At 64.4% G+C, this 15606-nt stretch carries 15 protein-coding genes and 1 pseudogene; 7 read left to right on the top strand and 9 right to left on the bottom strand.

Translation table 11 applies throughout. From position 1 onward, the window contains the following. Positions 1-139: 139 nt before the first annotated feature. The 4 genes from M1M07_RS26560 to M1M07_RS26545 form a co-directional block, all read right to left on the bottom strand. Entirely contained in the window at positions 140-934 is a 795-nt protein-coding gene (locus M1M07_RS26560; protein ID WP_248676110.1) for an inositol monophosphatase family protein, read from the bottom strand. 38 nt (positions 935-972) lie between these two features. Beyond that, positions 973-1809, bottom strand: a complete 837-nt coding sequence (locus M1M07_RS26555; protein WP_248676109.1) for an ABC transporter permease — start codon at positions 1807-1809, stop codon at positions 973-975. A gap of 133 nt (positions 1810-1942) precedes the next feature. Beyond that, the gene (locus M1M07_RS26550) at positions 1943-2164 is read right to left on the bottom strand and encodes a hypothetical protein (protein WP_248676108.1); all 222 of its coding nucleotides are present in this window, start codon (positions 2162-2164) and stop codon (positions 1943-1945) included. 944 nt (positions 2165-3108) lie between these two features. Next, positions 3109-3873: a TetR/AcrR family transcriptional regulator C-terminal domain-containing protein gene (locus M1M07_RS26545; RefSeq protein ID WP_248676107.1), complete on the bottom strand. Its 765-nt coding sequence runs from the start codon at positions 3871-3873 to the stop codon at positions 3109-3111. A 134-nt stretch (positions 3874-4007) separates the two neighbouring features. On the opposite strand from M1M07_RS26545, the gene M1M07_RS26540 reads away from it, so the two are divergent. From M1M07_RS26540 to M1M07_RS26525, 5 genes are all read left to right on the top strand, one after another. Further along, positions 4008-4154: a hypothetical protein gene (locus M1M07_RS26540; RefSeq protein ID WP_248676106.1), complete on the top strand. Its 147-nt coding sequence runs from the start codon at positions 4008-4010 to the stop codon at positions 4152-4154. Positions 4155-4234: 80 nt separating this feature from the next. Further along, positions 4235-4390, top strand: a complete 156-nt coding sequence (locus M1M07_RS26535) for a DUF6131 family protein (RefSeq protein ID WP_248676105.1) — start codon at positions 4235-4237, stop codon at positions 4388-4390. A 75-nt stretch (positions 4391-4465) separates the two neighbouring features. Further along, positions 4466-5680 carry an acyl-CoA desaturase gene (locus tag M1M07_RS26530; RefSeq protein ID WP_248676104.1) on the top strand — a complete coding sequence of 405 codons (1215 nt, stop codon included), beginning with the start codon at positions 4466-4468 and terminating at the stop codon, positions 5678-5680. Positions 5681-5962: 282 nt separating this feature from the next. After that, positions 5963-6349, top strand: a complete 387-nt coding sequence (locus tag M1M07_RS33245; protein ID WP_368862572.1) for a DUF5994 family protein — start codon at positions 5963-5965, stop codon at positions 6347-6349. A 608-nt stretch (positions 6350-6957) separates the two neighbouring features. Beyond that, positions 6958-7413, top strand: a complete 456-nt coding sequence (locus M1M07_RS26525) for a DUF5994 family protein (RefSeq protein WP_248676103.1) — start codon at positions 6958-6960, stop codon at positions 7411-7413. A gap of 293 nt (positions 7414-7706) precedes the next feature. Here the strand turns inward: M1M07_RS26525 and M1M07_RS26520 are convergent, their stop codons facing one another. Then, positions 7707-7943, bottom strand: a complete 237-nt coding sequence (locus M1M07_RS26520) for a hypothetical protein (RefSeq protein WP_248676102.1) — start codon at positions 7941-7943, stop codon at positions 7707-7709. 539 nt (positions 7944-8482) lie between these two features. On the opposite strand from M1M07_RS26520, the gene M1M07_RS26515 reads away from it, so the two are divergent. Next, positions 8483-9199, top strand: coding sequence for a hypothetical protein (locus M1M07_RS26515; protein WP_248676101.1), 717 nt, complete (start codon positions 8483-8485; stop codon positions 9197-9199). Between the two features lie 863 nt (positions 9200-10062). Here the strand turns inward: M1M07_RS26515 and M1M07_RS33115 are convergent. The 3 genes from M1M07_RS33115 to M1M07_RS26500 all read right to left on the bottom strand — a co-directional run bounded on the left by M1M07_RS33115 (position 10063) and on the right by M1M07_RS26500 (position 13127). Next, positions 10063-10311: a hypothetical protein gene (locus M1M07_RS33115; RefSeq protein WP_308200856.1), complete on the bottom strand. Its 249-nt coding sequence runs from the start codon at positions 10309-10311 to the stop codon at positions 10063-10065. 195 nt (positions 10312-10506) lie between these two features. Next, on the bottom strand, positions 10507-11154 hold the full coding sequence (locus M1M07_RS26505; protein WP_308200855.1) for a type IV toxin-antitoxin system AbiEi family antitoxin: 648 nt from the start codon (positions 11152-11154) through the stop codon (positions 10507-10509). A 753-nt stretch (positions 11155-11907) separates the two neighbouring features. After that, a protein-coding gene (locus M1M07_RS26500) for an IS3 family transposase (RefSeq protein WP_248676099.1) occupies positions 11908-13127 on the bottom strand; the annotation gives its coding sequence in 2 pieces (ribosomal slippage) (positions 11908-12872 and positions 12872-13127; 1221 coding nt in all). A gap of 708 nt (positions 13128-13835) precedes the next feature. On the opposite strand from M1M07_RS26500, the pseudogene M1M07_RS26495 reads away from it, so the two are divergent. Further along, a pseudogene (locus tag M1M07_RS26495) lies at positions 13836-14861 on the top strand (alcohol dehydrogenase catalytic domain-containing protein). On the opposite strand, the gene M1M07_RS26490 reads toward M1M07_RS26495, so the two are convergent. Continuing rightward, positions 14804-15606, bottom strand: an 803-nt coding sequence (locus M1M07_RS26490; RefSeq protein WP_248676098.1) for a phosphatidylserine/phosphatidylglycerophosphate/cardiolipin synthase family protein, incomplete at its 5' end; no start/stop codon positions are given. The pseudogene M1M07_RS26495 and the gene M1M07_RS26490 sit on opposite strands and share 58 nt — an antisense overlap.

The raw sequence follows: 15606 nt of genomic DNA, 5'->3' as shown, positions 1-15606 counted from the left end.
CCCTCTCCATCGAGACCTGCTTGGGAACACATTCACTCGAGCCTTCCTCCCGAAACGCGTTCGTCTTCCTTTGTGGTGACAGGAGAGGTTCGCGGAGGAGTTGTGTTCGTCGTGCGTTTCGGCGCCGTGGTGTTGCTGATCATCCTTGGACCGTGTCGCGTAGTTCGTGTGCGAGTTCTTCGGTGGCGGCGACGATTCCGCTCCATCGCTTGGTGAGGTCGGTGTCGAACCCGATGGGACGGTCGAATGCGTCGATCACGGTACCGCCGGCCGATTCGACGAGGACTACGGTTGCGGCGATATCCATGAGACGGTGGGTGTCGCTACCTGCATCGAGGAAGGCGTTGGTGACACCGGTAGCGACGAACACCGACTCGAGGGTGCTGCAGCTGAGGATGCGGACGCGGGTGGCAGTGGAGGCGATGCGCCACCACGCATCGCGATTGCGGGCGTGCGGTCGTAGCATCGACACTGCGGCCTCCGACAGGGTTGTGCATCCGCTGGTGCGAAGAGTCGACTCGGTGCGCGACGCCCACCATCGTTCGCCGGTGTGCAGCCAGCACGTCATCGCTTCGGTGAATTGTCCGTCGATCACTGCCGCTGCGCTGAAGCACGACAAGGGAACGCCGGATGCGGCGTTCGCGGAGCCGTCGACGGGGTCTACGACGAGTGTCAGGGCCGAGCCGACATCGACCCATCCGCGTTCCTCCGACAACACGTTGGCTCCCGCCGCCGTGGCGGCGGTGATGATGGCGTCTTCGACGACGACGTCGATGAACATGGTGTCGGTGCCGTCGGCTCCCAGCATCGCCGTGGACTTCAGCTTCTCTCGTGAGTAGGTGGAGATCGCGTCGTGGTAGGCGATGAGAGCGGCATCGCCCGCCTCCGAGAGGGCGCGACCTGCGGCCGTGTATGCCGATTCGGTGAGGGTCATGTGTTCTCCTGACAAACGTTCATTTCTTGAGGGATCTGTTACGAGATGACCCTGCGCACCCACATGGCGAGTCCTTCCAGCACCATGACCACTGCGAAGATCATGACGACGATGAGTGTGACCACGTCGTACTGCATGACCCGTGACGCATTCATGAGATAGAAACCGAGACCACCCGCACCCACCACCCCGAGGAGGGTAGCGGCCCGGATATTGGTATCGAGCTGGTAGAAGATGTGTGCAAGGACCGCTGGACCCGACTGCCGGATGGTGGCCGCGACAAGCACCTGCATGCGGGTCGCGCCGCCGCCCACCACCGCCTGCTGCACCCGCACATCGGTTTCTTCCACGGAATCGGCGATCAGTTTGCTCAGCAACGCGATCGCCCCGACAGACAGAGCGATGGCACCGGCTGTGGCACCGAGGCCAGTGACGACGATGACGATGATCGCAAAGATCAGATCGGGAATGCCGCGCACGATCACGATGAAGACTCGAAATCCCCGTGCGATGCCAGGGGCGGGTGCTACGTTCCGGGCAGTGAGCAAACCTACGGGGATCGCCACGAGCAGACCGATGAACGTCGCGGCGAATGCGATCTGCAACGTCACGATCAGTTGTTTCCACAGTTCCGCACGGCTTCCGCCGGTCCCGGGCGGAAAGAACAACCCCAACGTGTTCCACATCGAATCGAAGCCCTCGGCCATACGCGACAGGTCGATGTCCGATGCCCACACCGACGCCGCGAGCGCGGCGACGAACAGCGCGGCTGCGGTGATGGCCCCGCGCTGATCCCACCTCTTCCCGAGACCGAGCGAGGGCTCGCGATGCCCGGAGACGTCAGCTAGTGGGTCCCGAACACCGCCCAGCATCATCGCGGCGCAGCACACTCGCCGGTGGGATCGGCGATACGTAGATCGAGTGCTCGTTGAATCTGACCGGCTCAATCGATGCGTCGGTGGATGCGACGGTTCACCGCCGCGTCGAGTTCTTCTGCACCGGTGAGCGTTACACGGGAAACCGAGGGCAGGTCAACGCCTTCGCGGTGTTCGTCCTCGCATTCGGTGACGGTCCGGTGGACAGCTGGGCGGCATCGCCGCGAATCGTGGTGTGCAGTTCGAGATCGGAGGCTTCGACCAGGCCGGCGAGCCTGGCGTATGACCGTTGGACGCGTCCGGTCAGGCGCACCGTCGTGGCGTCGAACACCTCGGCGAACTGCTGCATTGGCACCGGTGGTCCAGATTCGAGGGCGTGGACCGATGTGCGCGTCGGGGGCGGCGGAAACGGGACGGTACTCTGTTCTTCATGTGTTCCCACGTGCGCTCGCGTGCACGGTGGAGCGGCAGCATGTGAGACTTCAGTGAATTCAGGAGTTCAGTGCTTACTGCTGTACACGGTCTCGACTGATCGGCGAGGCTGTCCATGACAGATGATTCGCTCGTACTTCTTCTCGTGGTGATGGGCATCGATGCAGTCCGGAGTCGAAGCCCTTTCCGCGGAAGTCCCTTGGTTCCGAAGGTGTTTCACCGACGAGGAGAGACCATGAGTTTGGCGTACTACATCCTTCCCGACGGTCGTGAGGCCGGATACGGAGTCGCCGCCGAATGCGACGATTCCCAGTGCCATCAACTGATCGACCGGGGGCGGGGTTATCTGTGCGGGGACAATCCCCTTGGGCGTAAGGAGGACGACGAGGCGGGGTGCGGCAACTACTTCTGCCTCGTGCATCTACCCGACCACCGGTGCCCGGTGCCGGGATGCGATGGGCACTGTGACGACGGACTGCCGTGTTCGCTGATACACGGCCACGTTCGGCCGCACCGAAACACCACCGTCCGGTCGCGCACGCGTACGCATCGACGCTCGCCCCCGGGCCGCGCGTGAACAGTTCGCACACCCGAGCCCGTACTATCTCGATGTCGGCGCCGGTCGGCGGTCGCGTGCACAGAATCGGGTCGGCTCCGCCGTCGTCTTCGTCGACAGTGCCGGTCCGGACGCACGTCACCACAGGGGCATACGTCGCCCGGATCGTGCAAAGTGTGTGCTTCAGGACCGAGCACCGGTGAGATCGTCGACGCTCGGACGCGGTGCATGCCACGGACACACTCTCGTGCCGTAAAGCACTGAATGCGTAGGTCGTCGGTGTCGGCCACCGACGGGGGCGCCGTCTTGCCTCACTCGCCGAGATCACGCGCTGGGTCTGTGGTCTTTTTATCCCGGGGGCTGAACTGTCGGGGGGTCGGCAGTGTGGCGGAAAGTCCGGTGAGCAGAATATCGAGGCCGCGTTCGAGTTCTGCGGCACCGTCGTAGGACGCCAGCACGGACGCCAGACCCCGCAGGAGCGGGAAGTCGCCGATCGGTAGTCGGTGCAATCCCAATCGCAGCAGGTCGTCGTGCTCCTCGGGTCGTTCGACGAGTTCCTGAAGTTCGGTAAGGACGTGACCGTAGAGAAAGCCGAACAGAGCGCGGTAGACGTGCAGGGCGTCTGCGGCAGTGAAGCCGGCCCGGGTGAGCAGCGTGAGGATGTCCTCGAGTGGGCGTAATGTCCCTCGGGGTCGCAGCCCGAGAGGGGTCGCCAGCGGTCGGGTGACCAGCAAGGGGACCACATGGGGATGCTCGAGCGCCAACCGGCGGAAGTCGCGGGCGACTTGCCGGAGCTGAGTGGTCCATTCCCCCTCGGCGGTATCGACGTGGAGTTGGTCGAGGACGATCTCGGCGACCCCGTCGAGGAGTGCGGCCTTGTTCGGAGCGTGCCGGTAGAGGGTCATCGGGTCGCGGTCGAGGGCTTTGCCGAGTCGGCGCATGGACAATGCATCGATGCCGTTGCGGTCGATGATCTCGAGAGCTGTGGCCAGGATTTGCTCCCGGGTAATCGCGCCACGTTCCCGGTTTGGTTCACCGACAGAGTGACGCGGGTTCTCGGCAGGAGATTCGGCCATCGGAACACCTCTTTTCGGCCACTGCTGTCCACCGTAGACCCTGACTGTAGGCCTCAGATGTAGATCTACAGCGTTGACACAGGGCCGAAAGGGGCGTGTACTTGGATATACAGCACAGGCCTCGGGAGGCCGTCATGATCGTCACCTTCGGACTCGTCGTCCTTCTCGCGGCCGTGATCGTCGAACTCACCGGGGTGCTGAGCAACAACGGCGCCGGACACACATCGATCGACAGTCGCCGAACCGACCAGGGCACCGCCCTCAGCAGCAGCGCCCACTGACGATCCGCCTCGAGCAACACCGGCTGCATCCCACAAGGCATTACCCATCGAGCACCACCATTCGAAATCAGGTCGCTGTCATGATCATTCTCGGAATCGTTCTTGCCGTTGTCGGTGCCCTCACCGGTTTGTCGATCCTGCTGTACCTCGGAATCGTCCTCGTCGTCGTCGGAGTGGTGCTGGTGATATTGGGGTCGACGGGCCACGCGGTCGCCGGCCGCCGCCACTACTACTGACCCCGGGATCGCCGCGCCTGCGTCCCCACCTGCGTTGCGAGCGGGGACGTGGGCGAACAGGAAGGACACGACGCCATGGCGATCTCCGACATCAAGCGGTACACGCATCTCACCGACACCGACGTCGAAGCCCTCAGCGCCGAACTTGCCGGCATTCGCCGCGCAGTCACCACATCGCTCGGCGCCGCCGATGCCGCATATATTCGCCGCACCATCGCCTTCCAACGACTTCTCGACGTCGCTGCACGATTGACGATCTATTCCACCAGGAGCCTGGCGGGTCAGCTCCTCGGGGCGACCGCGCTCGGTGTGGCCAAGAGCGTGGAGAACATGGAGATCGGCCACAACATCTCCCACGGCCAATGGGACTGGATGAACGATCCGGAAATCCACTCCCGCAACTGGGAATGGGACATGGCCGGCCCATCCTCACAGTGGCGTTACTCGCACAACTATCGCCACCATGTGTTCAGCAACGTCGTCGGAATGGACGAGGACCTCGGCTACGGCGTACTCCGAGTCACCCGCGACCAACCCTGGAGGCCCGAACATCTACTACAGCCCGTGCGGAACCTGTTGCTGGCGGCCACGTTCGAATGGGGGATCGCTCTTCACGATCTGCATGCCGAGCAGGATCGTACCGGCACCACCGCCGAAAAATCCGCCCTCTCACGAGCGTTGATCCGCAAGCTCGCCCGGCAGGTGAGCAAGGACTATCTGCTCTTTCCCGCCCTCAGCGGACGCCGCTGGCGTCGCACACTGACGGCGAACCTGACCGCAAACCTGCTGCGGAACCTGTGGGCGTATGTCGTGATCTTCTGCGGACACTTCCCCGACGGCGCCGAAAAATTCACTCGCGCCGAACTCGAGAACGAAACCCCGGCGGAGTGGTATCTGCGACAAATGCTCGGCGCAGCCAACTTTCGGGCCGGTCCCGTGATGGCGTTCCTGAGTGGAAACCTGTGCTACCAGATCGAGCACCACCTGTTCCCCGATTTACCAAGCAACCGGTACGCACGCATCTCCACCCAGATACAAGCCCTGTGCGAAAAATACAACCTGCCCTACACCACCGGCTCCCTCGCGCGGCAGTACCTGCTGACGCTGCGAACCATTCACAAACTCGCACTTCCCGACCGATTCCTACGCGCCACCTCTAATGACGCCCCCGAGACGGCCTCCGAGCAGAAGGTCCGCGCCATACACGAAACCCGCGGGACAGACGGACGAACACCACGTCGCCGACATCGCACCCGAAAGGCGAAACGTCAGGTACCGCATGGTGTGTGACGTCGTCGCAGCCTTTCTCATGGTGGGTTCAGGTCATGTGACGACCGATACGCACCAGCGATCGTCACGCCCACGAACAAGACCGTAGTACTGCCGCCACTGCTCGCGACCAGCGCGTACGACCACGCGGGGTCGATCCGCGCCGACTCCGCGGCACGTGCCGGTCGCCCAAAGACGAGCGTAGGCTCAGCTGTATCCGACCGCATCACGCGCCACCCGCACGATTGCGCCCTTCACCGAATTCACCAAGCCGGCCTGTCAAGGCCACGACGGGAGCGTCCCATGACGCCATCGCCACTGCCCACACCGTCCGTACCGTCGCACACACCTGCCCCGACCCCACGATTGCATCTTCATGCGGATCCGACGGATTACATCGATGCCACCTGGTGGCCGCGAACGAGTAGCCTCGCCACCGAGCTTCCCGATCTGATCACCGCACTGCAGCTACGGACAGGGCCGATATCCCGGGTCGTCTACGACCCGACTACGTGGCTTCCTGCGGGCGGACGGCTGTTCATGGACGAGCGCTCTGTACGCCTTGATCCGTACCTGTTCGAGCGGTCCGACACGGTATATGTATACGGGGCCAACGGCAATGTGATGGTGCTGCAGGCCGTTCACCCGACTGCTGAACCGGGTTCCTCCGCAGCAGCGGTACCGGACTGAACTATGGCGTGGTGTGCTATCGAACCTGAGTGCCGAACACCCTGTCAGCGCCGAGAATGCCGGCGGACGGTGCTGGAGCGAGCGCGAGCCGTTCATCGTACGGCGTGTCGAGTGGACCGAGCGTGGAGGCCGCCGTCGCGCTGGTCCTTGTGGCGGCGGTGTCGTCCGGGGTCGAGCAGCGATGCCGCGATGCGACCCGACCGGTCTCGGCGGTTCAGCGCGGTGCCGGGCTGAGTATGTGTGTCGGCGGTCGGCGGGGTGGGGCGGGCGCGTAACACTCGCCGGTGTGCCAGGGCGCGATGTGCCAGTCGCCGACTGCGTGACCGTGGGAGCGGTAGGCTGGAGGTGCCGGGGCCTGAAGTGCGAGACTATGCCCGGTCTCGTCGGCGCCGTCGATATGAGCAGGCCGCTCTGCGGCCCAGTCAGGAGCGTCGCGATGACGCTACACCACGCCCGGATCCGCTCGGATCGCTCTTTTTCTCGTCTTCCCGCCGGACGTCGGCGACTCCGCGGCAATTGCCGCGAGTACCGGGTCCAGTGGACGGCCGCCGAGACGGACATCGGATGCCGGCACCGGCCTCCATCCGGACCCGACGCGGGAGTATGACATGACCGGACTTCCGCGACGCCTGTTCACCAACGGTGACCTGGGGCGTTTCCACGCCGCCGTCGACGGTGGACAGCCCTTCGATGCCCCGACCCGCACGGTGCGGCTGCTTCTGCGCGACCCCGATGAGCACTCCGCCGGCGTCGACGGCGCCTGGTGGCCGCGGGGCGACAATGTCACCGCAGAACTCCACGACCTGGTCGCCGTATTAACCTCTCGTCTGGGGCGAACCGAACGGATCGCCTTCGACTGGAATGCCCTGAGCATCTCGCAGCGAGGAATCGATCCCCCGGACGGTCTCGACTTCGTCGGCCCGGCGCCGGATCAGCCACACAATCAGATGTACGTTTTCGGCCGGGACGGAACCTGCCTGCGGTTGTTGATCATCGAGTCCATGCTCGATGCCGACCGAGCATACGAGGACATGCAGAAGACCGTGGCACCGGATGGCGAATAAATGTGAGCACCATCGATTTTCGGCCTGTCGACAGACCCGCGGTGTTGCGGTGCGACCGGACACCTCGCGGGGTGCAACGTTCATCCGGCCTCCTCGACTCTCGGCCGTGGATCGCACCCCAACATCGAAGACCCCCGGCGGGCCGGACCGCGCGACGAACCACCGCCTCGAGCCGAGGACCTACCCAATGGCCCGAAAGGCACCGGATGATGCCCATACCCTCCATGATCGAGGCCGTCCTGCGGACCCACTACCGCCTTCTGCGCACCCCACTGGCGATGCTCGAACAGCATCTACCACATCATCTCGAGCAGGGCTCTGCTGTTTATTCGGTCTGCCGACAAGTATTGATCACGTGCGATCGCACGGCCGCTCATCTGCTGCACGACGGGGCAGTCGCCCGTGCCGCGGACCGGTGCGAACATCACCGCTCCGCCGATCACGAGGCCCACGCCCGGAATCAATGCGACCGAGACCTGCGGAACGCGGCCGTACTCGACGAACACCGCCGTCGATTCCTCGACCGTCAATACCGGGCCGGACACACCTCGCTACCGGCACAGGCACCGAATGCACCGGTGAAGGCCGCTGACGGCAGCGACGCACATCGATGACCCCTCGCACCCTCGGGTGCGCGCACCAGAGACCTCCGCGCCGCGCCGGAATTTCCCGGTGTACTCGATCGTTGCGGCCGCGTCTCCGCGATCGGCATGGTCACACATGTCGTGGCGGGCGCACCCGCCACTGAAATCGGCGTGTCTTCCGGGTGGATCGGGCGCGATCGATCCGCGTGGGGTCGCCGGGCAGGGACGAACCGTGATCCCGAGCGCTCGGCCGCCGGCACGACGAGCGCCCTGCCGTGCACGATCGCACCGCGGGCCGAGCGAGTACTCACCCCCATCCGTATACCGGCGCACGGGCGTGGGCCGTGTCTGCGCTGGCGCGGGTCGATCTGGCACCTTTTACCGGGACAGAGATGGGTGTGGCGGCCGGGTCGCCCTGCAACGGGTGGCGGCGGGTAGGTTCGAAGTAGCACGGTCGGACCGACAGCCGGAAAAGGAGGTCGGTGATGACGCCGTCTCGAGAACCGATCTCCGATGAACTCGCCGGGGTGGATGCGATCGGTCCCCACACACCCACCAACACCGAGGACAATCTGGTGCATCGCTTCATCGAACACGCCGCCTCGTTGTCGGCGCATGTGCACTCCATTCTGGCTGCGACCGAACAGCTTAGCTCCCGTCTCGAACAGGCACTGCGCGCCCGAGCCATCTCTACCACCCCCGAGGATGCGGTGCTGGTGCGTGCGCAGCTCACCACCCAGGAGGCGTTGCGAGGGCTGTTCGAACTGTCCATCCGCCAGCGCCCCCGGGACGGGCGGTCGCGATTGTCGCGTCCGTCGGCACCTCCACCCCGGAAGCGAGTCGGGCAGAATCCTCCCGGCGGTGAAGACCGCCACCGGTTGCTGGCCGCGGTACGGGCTGGCGGGTTGAGCATGGAACAGTTGTGGCTGCGATATTTCGCCCTCGGCGGTGACGTCGGCAGAGTCGAGGTCGAGGCCTATCTCAGTGCACTGATGCCCTTGTCCGCGCTCCAACACGACATGCTCGCCCATGCCATCAACGAACGCCTCGACGAAATCGCCCCACCACGGGTCCCGTACGCCGCCGAGTTCTCTCCACCACCCGACACCAAACCGTCCGCATTCTCCGACACCTGCCCCGACGGTGACGATCCGCCGGAGGAGGGCACCACGCCCGTCGACGGTGATGACCTCCGCCGATAACGGTCATGTAGTTGGCCTTACCGTCCGAGTGGCGCGGCCTCGGTGCTGAGCGTCCGACCGCACTGCCGAAACTGTTCAATCGCTTTCTCGGACAGTTGTACCACTGCCTCGGCACCGATAGTGCCCCGCGGAGTGGTGGACTTCCGATCGGCTCGCGGTATGCGCGGTGATCGACGGGTCGCGATGAATACTATGCTGTTTCGCTCGAGCCGGTCAACGACAACGCCGGCCCGGCAGCGTGTCCCTTCGCGGCGATCACCACGGTACTGCCAGGCAATCGGTGGATCCGGTGGGACTGTCAGGTAATCGGTGGATCCGGTTCTGACACATGGGATTAGTTGGTGTTCGGGGTGATGCGTCCTTCGAAGATGATCGCGAAAGCGTTCAACGCTCCCGTGAGACACACTCCCGCTTTTCGGAAGGGCGGCGAGGATGACGATCCGTACGCCAGCATTCGGACTCGTTCGTGCCCTCGCGTCGACGAGGGGACTGTCCTTAACGGACAGACCCCGTCAGACGAGGCCTTCTACACGGCAGTCTGCAACCTTGTCGCGCGGGGAGAAGTATCAGGTCGTGGCTCGTTCCCATGCTTGACGAACCACGACAAGTGCTTCGGAGGCCGTGGTTGTCAGGTGTGTTTGACCGGCAAGTTGAGATCGCCAGTCCGTTTCGTTGGGCGGCTGCTCGAACAGATGCTCGCCAGGAACTCGATTCGTCGGACCGTACCTACGGAACAAGTCGGCAGCCTCGGCGTTGATCGCTCCGATCTCGGCCAGCGCACACAGATCCCATAGGTCGTGGCGCGCGTCGGTCGTGCCAGGTCGCGGTCTTCGCGGCGACGAAGGCGGCGAGTGTCGGCACCGTCAATGTTGCCGGTGGTGCATCGCTGTAGCGCTGTTCCAGTTGTCGGGTTCTGCCGGCCATACGGTGCGGTCGCGTGACGACAGCAGCTGGATCTTGACCGACAAGCCGCTGGTGGTGCGGAGATTCGCCGCTTCGGTGTCTTTGACGGCAGCGAGTGTCGGCTCCCATATCAATCGATCGTAAGTCCGCGCGACGGCGCGTTCGAGTGCGGTATCGAGTTCGGTTGCCAATGTGGTGCGGTTGCTCAACGCGACGAGGTCGATGTCTTCGCTGAGGCGGCTGTGAGGGGAGAGGGGTGCGCGCGAGCGCGGTGCCGATGAAGTGCACGCGGTCGGCGAATCGATCCGCGATCGCGGCGAGCAGGTGGGAGATGAGGTGGTCGCGTTCGACCTGTTCCGGCGAGACTCCGAACTGTGCGGCCACAGTGTCTCGTTCGTCGAGGTTCATCGTTGTGCTCCTGCCCATTTTTCGGCACGTCGTAGTGCGGAGACAAGGCGCTGCGGCTTGGCGAGTTGTTCGAGTCGTTCGGGGTCGCAGCGGCGGTACAAGTGTGTGATCGCGGCGGGGACCTCATGTTCTGCGTTGCCGAGAAGGGGCCTGCGGGCGAGGTCGAGCACTGTCTGTTCAGGGCTCGTGACGAGTGCAGCCCCGAGCGAGGTCTCGATCCGTTCGAGATCGAGCGCGTCGGTGTCGCGCTGTACGAACCGCACCGTGGCGTCGCGGTCGGCGAGCTTGATGGGTCTGTGTGCGCGAGGAACGGCGACGACCGCGGTGGCCAGTGCACGTGGAATTGCCCTGAGTATTCGTGCTGCGCTGACTCCCATCAGGGCGATGTGGTCGGCTCCGTAGATCGTCGAGGCGACGCCCGCGGCTGCCGCCTCGAGACCGGGCAGCCAGTGCCTCCCCACCTGTTCTTGTGGGACGACGATGTAGTAGCCGGGGGCGACTCTGTGGAGGAGGCCTTTGTCGGTCAGGCGTGCCAGTTCCGGCCGGGGGTGCGCGTATACGTGGGCTGCGTCCTGGGGGCGGAAGGTTCGCATCGCGGATCGCGCCAACTCCGCCGGCAGCGGTGTTCCCCTCGTCGCGTTCACTACCCCATCGACACTTTCAGTGTGTATTTCGTAGGCCTCAAACCTACGAAATGCACATTCTAGATGCAAATGGTCGGTGCAGACGACGAGTAATGGTGCTTGAGAGGCGAGAGCGCCCGACATTGGATGAGGTGGGCGCTCTCGTTGGGTTCTTGTGGGCTATTCGCAGGCGATTCCGTCGAGGTGTGCGGGGTTGGTCCACAAGTAGTTCGTCGGGGCCAGGGCCGCGGTAAGGATGTGGGCGGCGAATGTGGCCTCGGCTGCTCGGCCGGGACGATGGCAGTGCCGATGTCGTCGATGACAGCGTCGATGGCGTCGGTGGCCGCAGGTAGGTCTGTTCGAGGCGGTGGTAGGCCGGGTGTATTGCAGAAGGGTCGGTGAAGCGGCGATCGCCTCCGGCCGGGGCCACGGTGGAATGACCGGCGGCGATTTCACCAGTTCCTTACCGAAGGCTGTGCCGTACCGGCCACAGGCTGCCCGTGACCGAGTCCATCGGTCAAAGCCCCGAGTGCTTCGGTGACGCTCGGGGCGCGACGTCCTCATCGTCGCCGATCGATTCCTCAACGACGTCCCGAATCATTTTGGGCCGTGGTCAATGCGCACTGGTAAGGGAGCGGACCGGCCTACGCCCCCCCTGCGACGTTGGCCGATCCGCTGCTGTATCGACTGCCGATGACACACATGTACCGGGAGTCGGTCCAAGGGGGGGAAGTAAAGCAATTGAGGTTGCCCCTTGAGAGTGGACACCAGATTTCATGCCGCGAGTGTGAGCGTAGCCGATGCGGTCATTCGTCGTTCGAACTCGATCGGTGCGAGATACCCCAACGCGGAATGACGTCGCCTCCGGTTGTAGTACGACAACCACTCGAACAACTCCAGACGCGTTCGAGCTTTCGATGTCGGTCCTCGGCCATGTAGCCATTCACGTTTCAGGCTCTGGAAGAACGACTCCGCCAGGGCGTTGTCGTAACTCGACCCCACACGACCTCGACTCTGTCGAATCCCATGCGCAGCACAGAAATCCGAAAATGCAGTCGAGGTGTACTGCGCTCCGTGATCGCTGTGAAAAATCACGCCGTCCACGCCGCCATCACGGGAGTCGACCGCCATCTGCAGTGCGTCGGTGACCAGTTCGGTACGCATATGATCGGCGATGGACCAGCCCACCACCCGACGCGAACAGATGTCGATCACCGTCGCCAGATACAGCCACGATGATCCCACCGGGATGTAGGTGATGTCGCCACACCAACGGCTGTCGAGCTCGTCGGCGGTGAAGTCTCGACCGATCAGATCGGGCACCGTCGCTGCCTGCGGATCGGGGATGGTGGTGCGCCGGCCACGGCGCAGATGCCGACCGACGATGCAGTGGCCACGCATCAACCGCGTGACCCGTTTACGGTTGATGCACACCCCGAGTTCGCGCAGTTCGGCGTGGATGCGGGGTGCACCGTACCCGCCGCGATGCTCGGTATGGATCCGTCGGATCTGCGCCACGGTCGCGGCCTCCTCGGCGGCACGCTCGGTGCGCGCATCGGCGGTGGCCAGGTGCCGGTAGTACCCGGACCGGGACGCGCCGAGGACCCGGCACAGCCGCTGCACACCGAACTCGCTGCGGTGGGTGGAGATGAAGTCCCAGCGGCAGGTCTTCACTTCATCTCCTGCGCAAAATAAGCGGCTGCCCGGCGCAGGATCTCCCGTTCGAGCTGCCATTCCTTCTCCGCGCCGCGCAGCCGGGCGTTCTCCGCCCGCAGGCGCGCCAACTCCTCGGCTGCGGTTTCGCCGCCGCCGGCTCCACGGTCCGCCGCACCTCGACCAACGGCGTTGTCCTTGCGGACCCAGGTCCGCAGCGTCTCGCCGCTGATACCCAAGTCCGCTGCCACCGCCGCGTAGGTGCGGGCACCACCGGCCGCGCGATACAACGCGACCGCGTCCCGGCGGAACTCCTCCGGGTATTGAGACCGGCGTCCCATGTGAGCATCCCTTCTGGTTCTTGTACGAACCATTGTCAGGGTGTCCACTCCCAGGGGGGAGCCTCACAATGTCGATGGAACAGCGTGCGGCGCCCTGCACGGCACCGATCGATGGAGTGCGAGCGTGACAGACGCAGTGTTTGGCGGCACTGTCGAAGTCGGCGGGGCTCAGCTCTTGGGAGGAAGGAAGACCCCGCGGAAGTGCTGATGAGTGTGACTGCGTGGATTCTCCAGCGTGAAGGCGGCACCGATCGTGCCTCCGAACAGTCTCAGAAGTCGGATCACTAGGTACCTCGTTTCTGCGTGTCTTCGGGTCGGAAATCGATGCGATTACCCGACTGCAGGTGTCGAGCATTCACACGTAAAAGGGGACGGTCGCCGCAATTCGGTTGTGGCGGATTCAGTTGTACCCCAACCGGATACTTTTCGCTATACCGGGGCCATGCCCCACTGGATTCTCGTATGCAATGTCACGGTCCCGCCGGTCTGGGCTCTCGAGGATTCGGATGCCCACCGCGGGACCGGATTCCATGAATCGACAACCTCCATTGTCGCATCGAGAAGATCGTGGTGACGCAGGATCGCCGCTTCTACATAGAAATTCGTGTGGTGGTAGCCAGGATGCATCGATACGTGCTGTATGTCTTCGGTGGCCTTATATGCACACCGAATCCCTGTGAGAAGGGCGACGGCAGATCCTGCCAGGAGATCCAGGAGCCGACGGATGCGATCGCGCGGATCACCTCGAGGGCGATCTGCGGCTCGGATCTGTACCTGTACGAGGTGCTCGCCCCGTTCATGGACAAGGGCGACATCATCGGCCACGAGCCGATGCGCATCGTGGAGGAGGTCGGTTCGGCCGCCACCCACATCGAGGCAGGGGACCGAATGGTGATCCCCTTCAACGTTCCTGCGGCCACTGCTTGATGTGCACCGGGGTCTGCAGTCCAGTGCGAGGTCACCCAGGTGCGCGAGTACAACAACAATGCCCAGTTCCTCGGTTACTCGCGCCTGTACGGTTCGGTGCCCGGCGGACAGGCCGAGTACCTGGGTGTGCCGCATGCGGACTACGGGCCGATCAAGGTGCCGCAGATAGGGGAGGACGAACGCTACCTCTACCTTTCGGATGTGCTGCCGACCGCCTGGCAGGCGGTGCAGTACGCCGCGCCGCCGCAGGGCGGATCGCTGGCGGTGCTGGGCCTGGGACCGGTCGGGCAGATGTCTGCCCGAATCGGCCGCTATCTGGGCTACGAGGTGTTCGCGGTGGACCCGGTTCCAGAGCGTCGGACCATGGCCGAACGCCATGGCGTCCACATGTTGGACTCCGCGGGCGAGGTGGCCGAGCGGGTGAAGGATCTCACCGGCGGCCGTGGCCCGAATGCTGTGGTCGATGCGGTCGGGATGGAAGCCCATAGTTCCCCCATCGCGTGGGCGACCCACCAGGGGGTGGGTGCGCTGCCGTCCCCGCTGGGGCGTAAGGCGATGGAGATGGCCGGGGTGGATCGGCTCGATGCGCTGTACACCGCGATTGATGCCGTGCGGTGCGGCGGGACGATTTCGATCGGCGGTGTCTACGGCGGCATGAAGGATCCGCTGCCGATGATGACGATGTTCGACAGGATCCGCCATCGGGTTGTTCGTCAGCGTGGTGGCAGGGTGTGCGGGGAGTCGAGGGGTTACAGCCTCCACAACCTCAGCAGTGCCGCGCGCAGACTGGGCGAGATGACGCGGTGATCGCTATGCAGGCGCGGGTTCGGGTGGCCGTGCTCGATGAGACTGCGCGCGGCGGTGGCCACTGGGATGGGGTCGAGGTCGGTGCGGACGCGCAAGCGGTACGCCACGGCAGAGCGGGTGTGGGGGATGCGGTGCGGGCCGGTGTCGACGACGGCCGGCGGATGCAGCTCGGTGTTGTCGTCGCTGATGCGGAGGATGATGTCGCCGGGTTGCAGGCGGGTGCGGCGATCTGGGTCGGGAGTGTTCTGGCGGATCCATGTGGTGTGGTGGCGCGGGTCCGGCCCGATCCAGTCGGAAGTGGTTGTAGTCCAGCGTGTTTGGTCGTCCTTGGTGGGGATGTAGTCGCTGGCATGCCGCAGGAACATCCGGCGTATGGGGGTGGGGAGGAAATCGTGGCCGGTGCGGGTGCGGCTGCCGATCCCGACCAGGGGCACGACCCGGCCGATCTGCCAGATCGCGGTGGCACTGTCGAGGAACGCCTCGTCGACCACGACAGTGTCCTCGAGGTTGTCGAGGAAGGCATGTGCGGTGGCGATGACGTCGGGGTCGTCGGTGATCAGCGCGGTTTCGTCGGCCACGGTGGAGCTGATCGAGGCGCTGGCAGGTCCGACGATCACCTTATCGCCGGTGATGATCAGTCCGGTGTGCAGGTTCGGGGTCGACAGCACGCGCACTCCGGCGTCGAGGAAGTGGGCGAGGGCGGTGGGGGAGGTGGCGTGTGCGCGCACCGCGGGCCGGGCTGCGT

Source organism: Rhodococcus sp. HM1 (assembly GCF_023218075.1).
Classification (GTDB): domain Bacteria; phylum Actinomycetota; class Actinomycetes; order Mycobacteriales; family Mycobacteriaceae; genus Rhodococcus.
The sequence above is the reverse complement of the archived record's forward strand: the minus strand, read 5'-3'. Positions and strand labels throughout refer to the sequence as shown.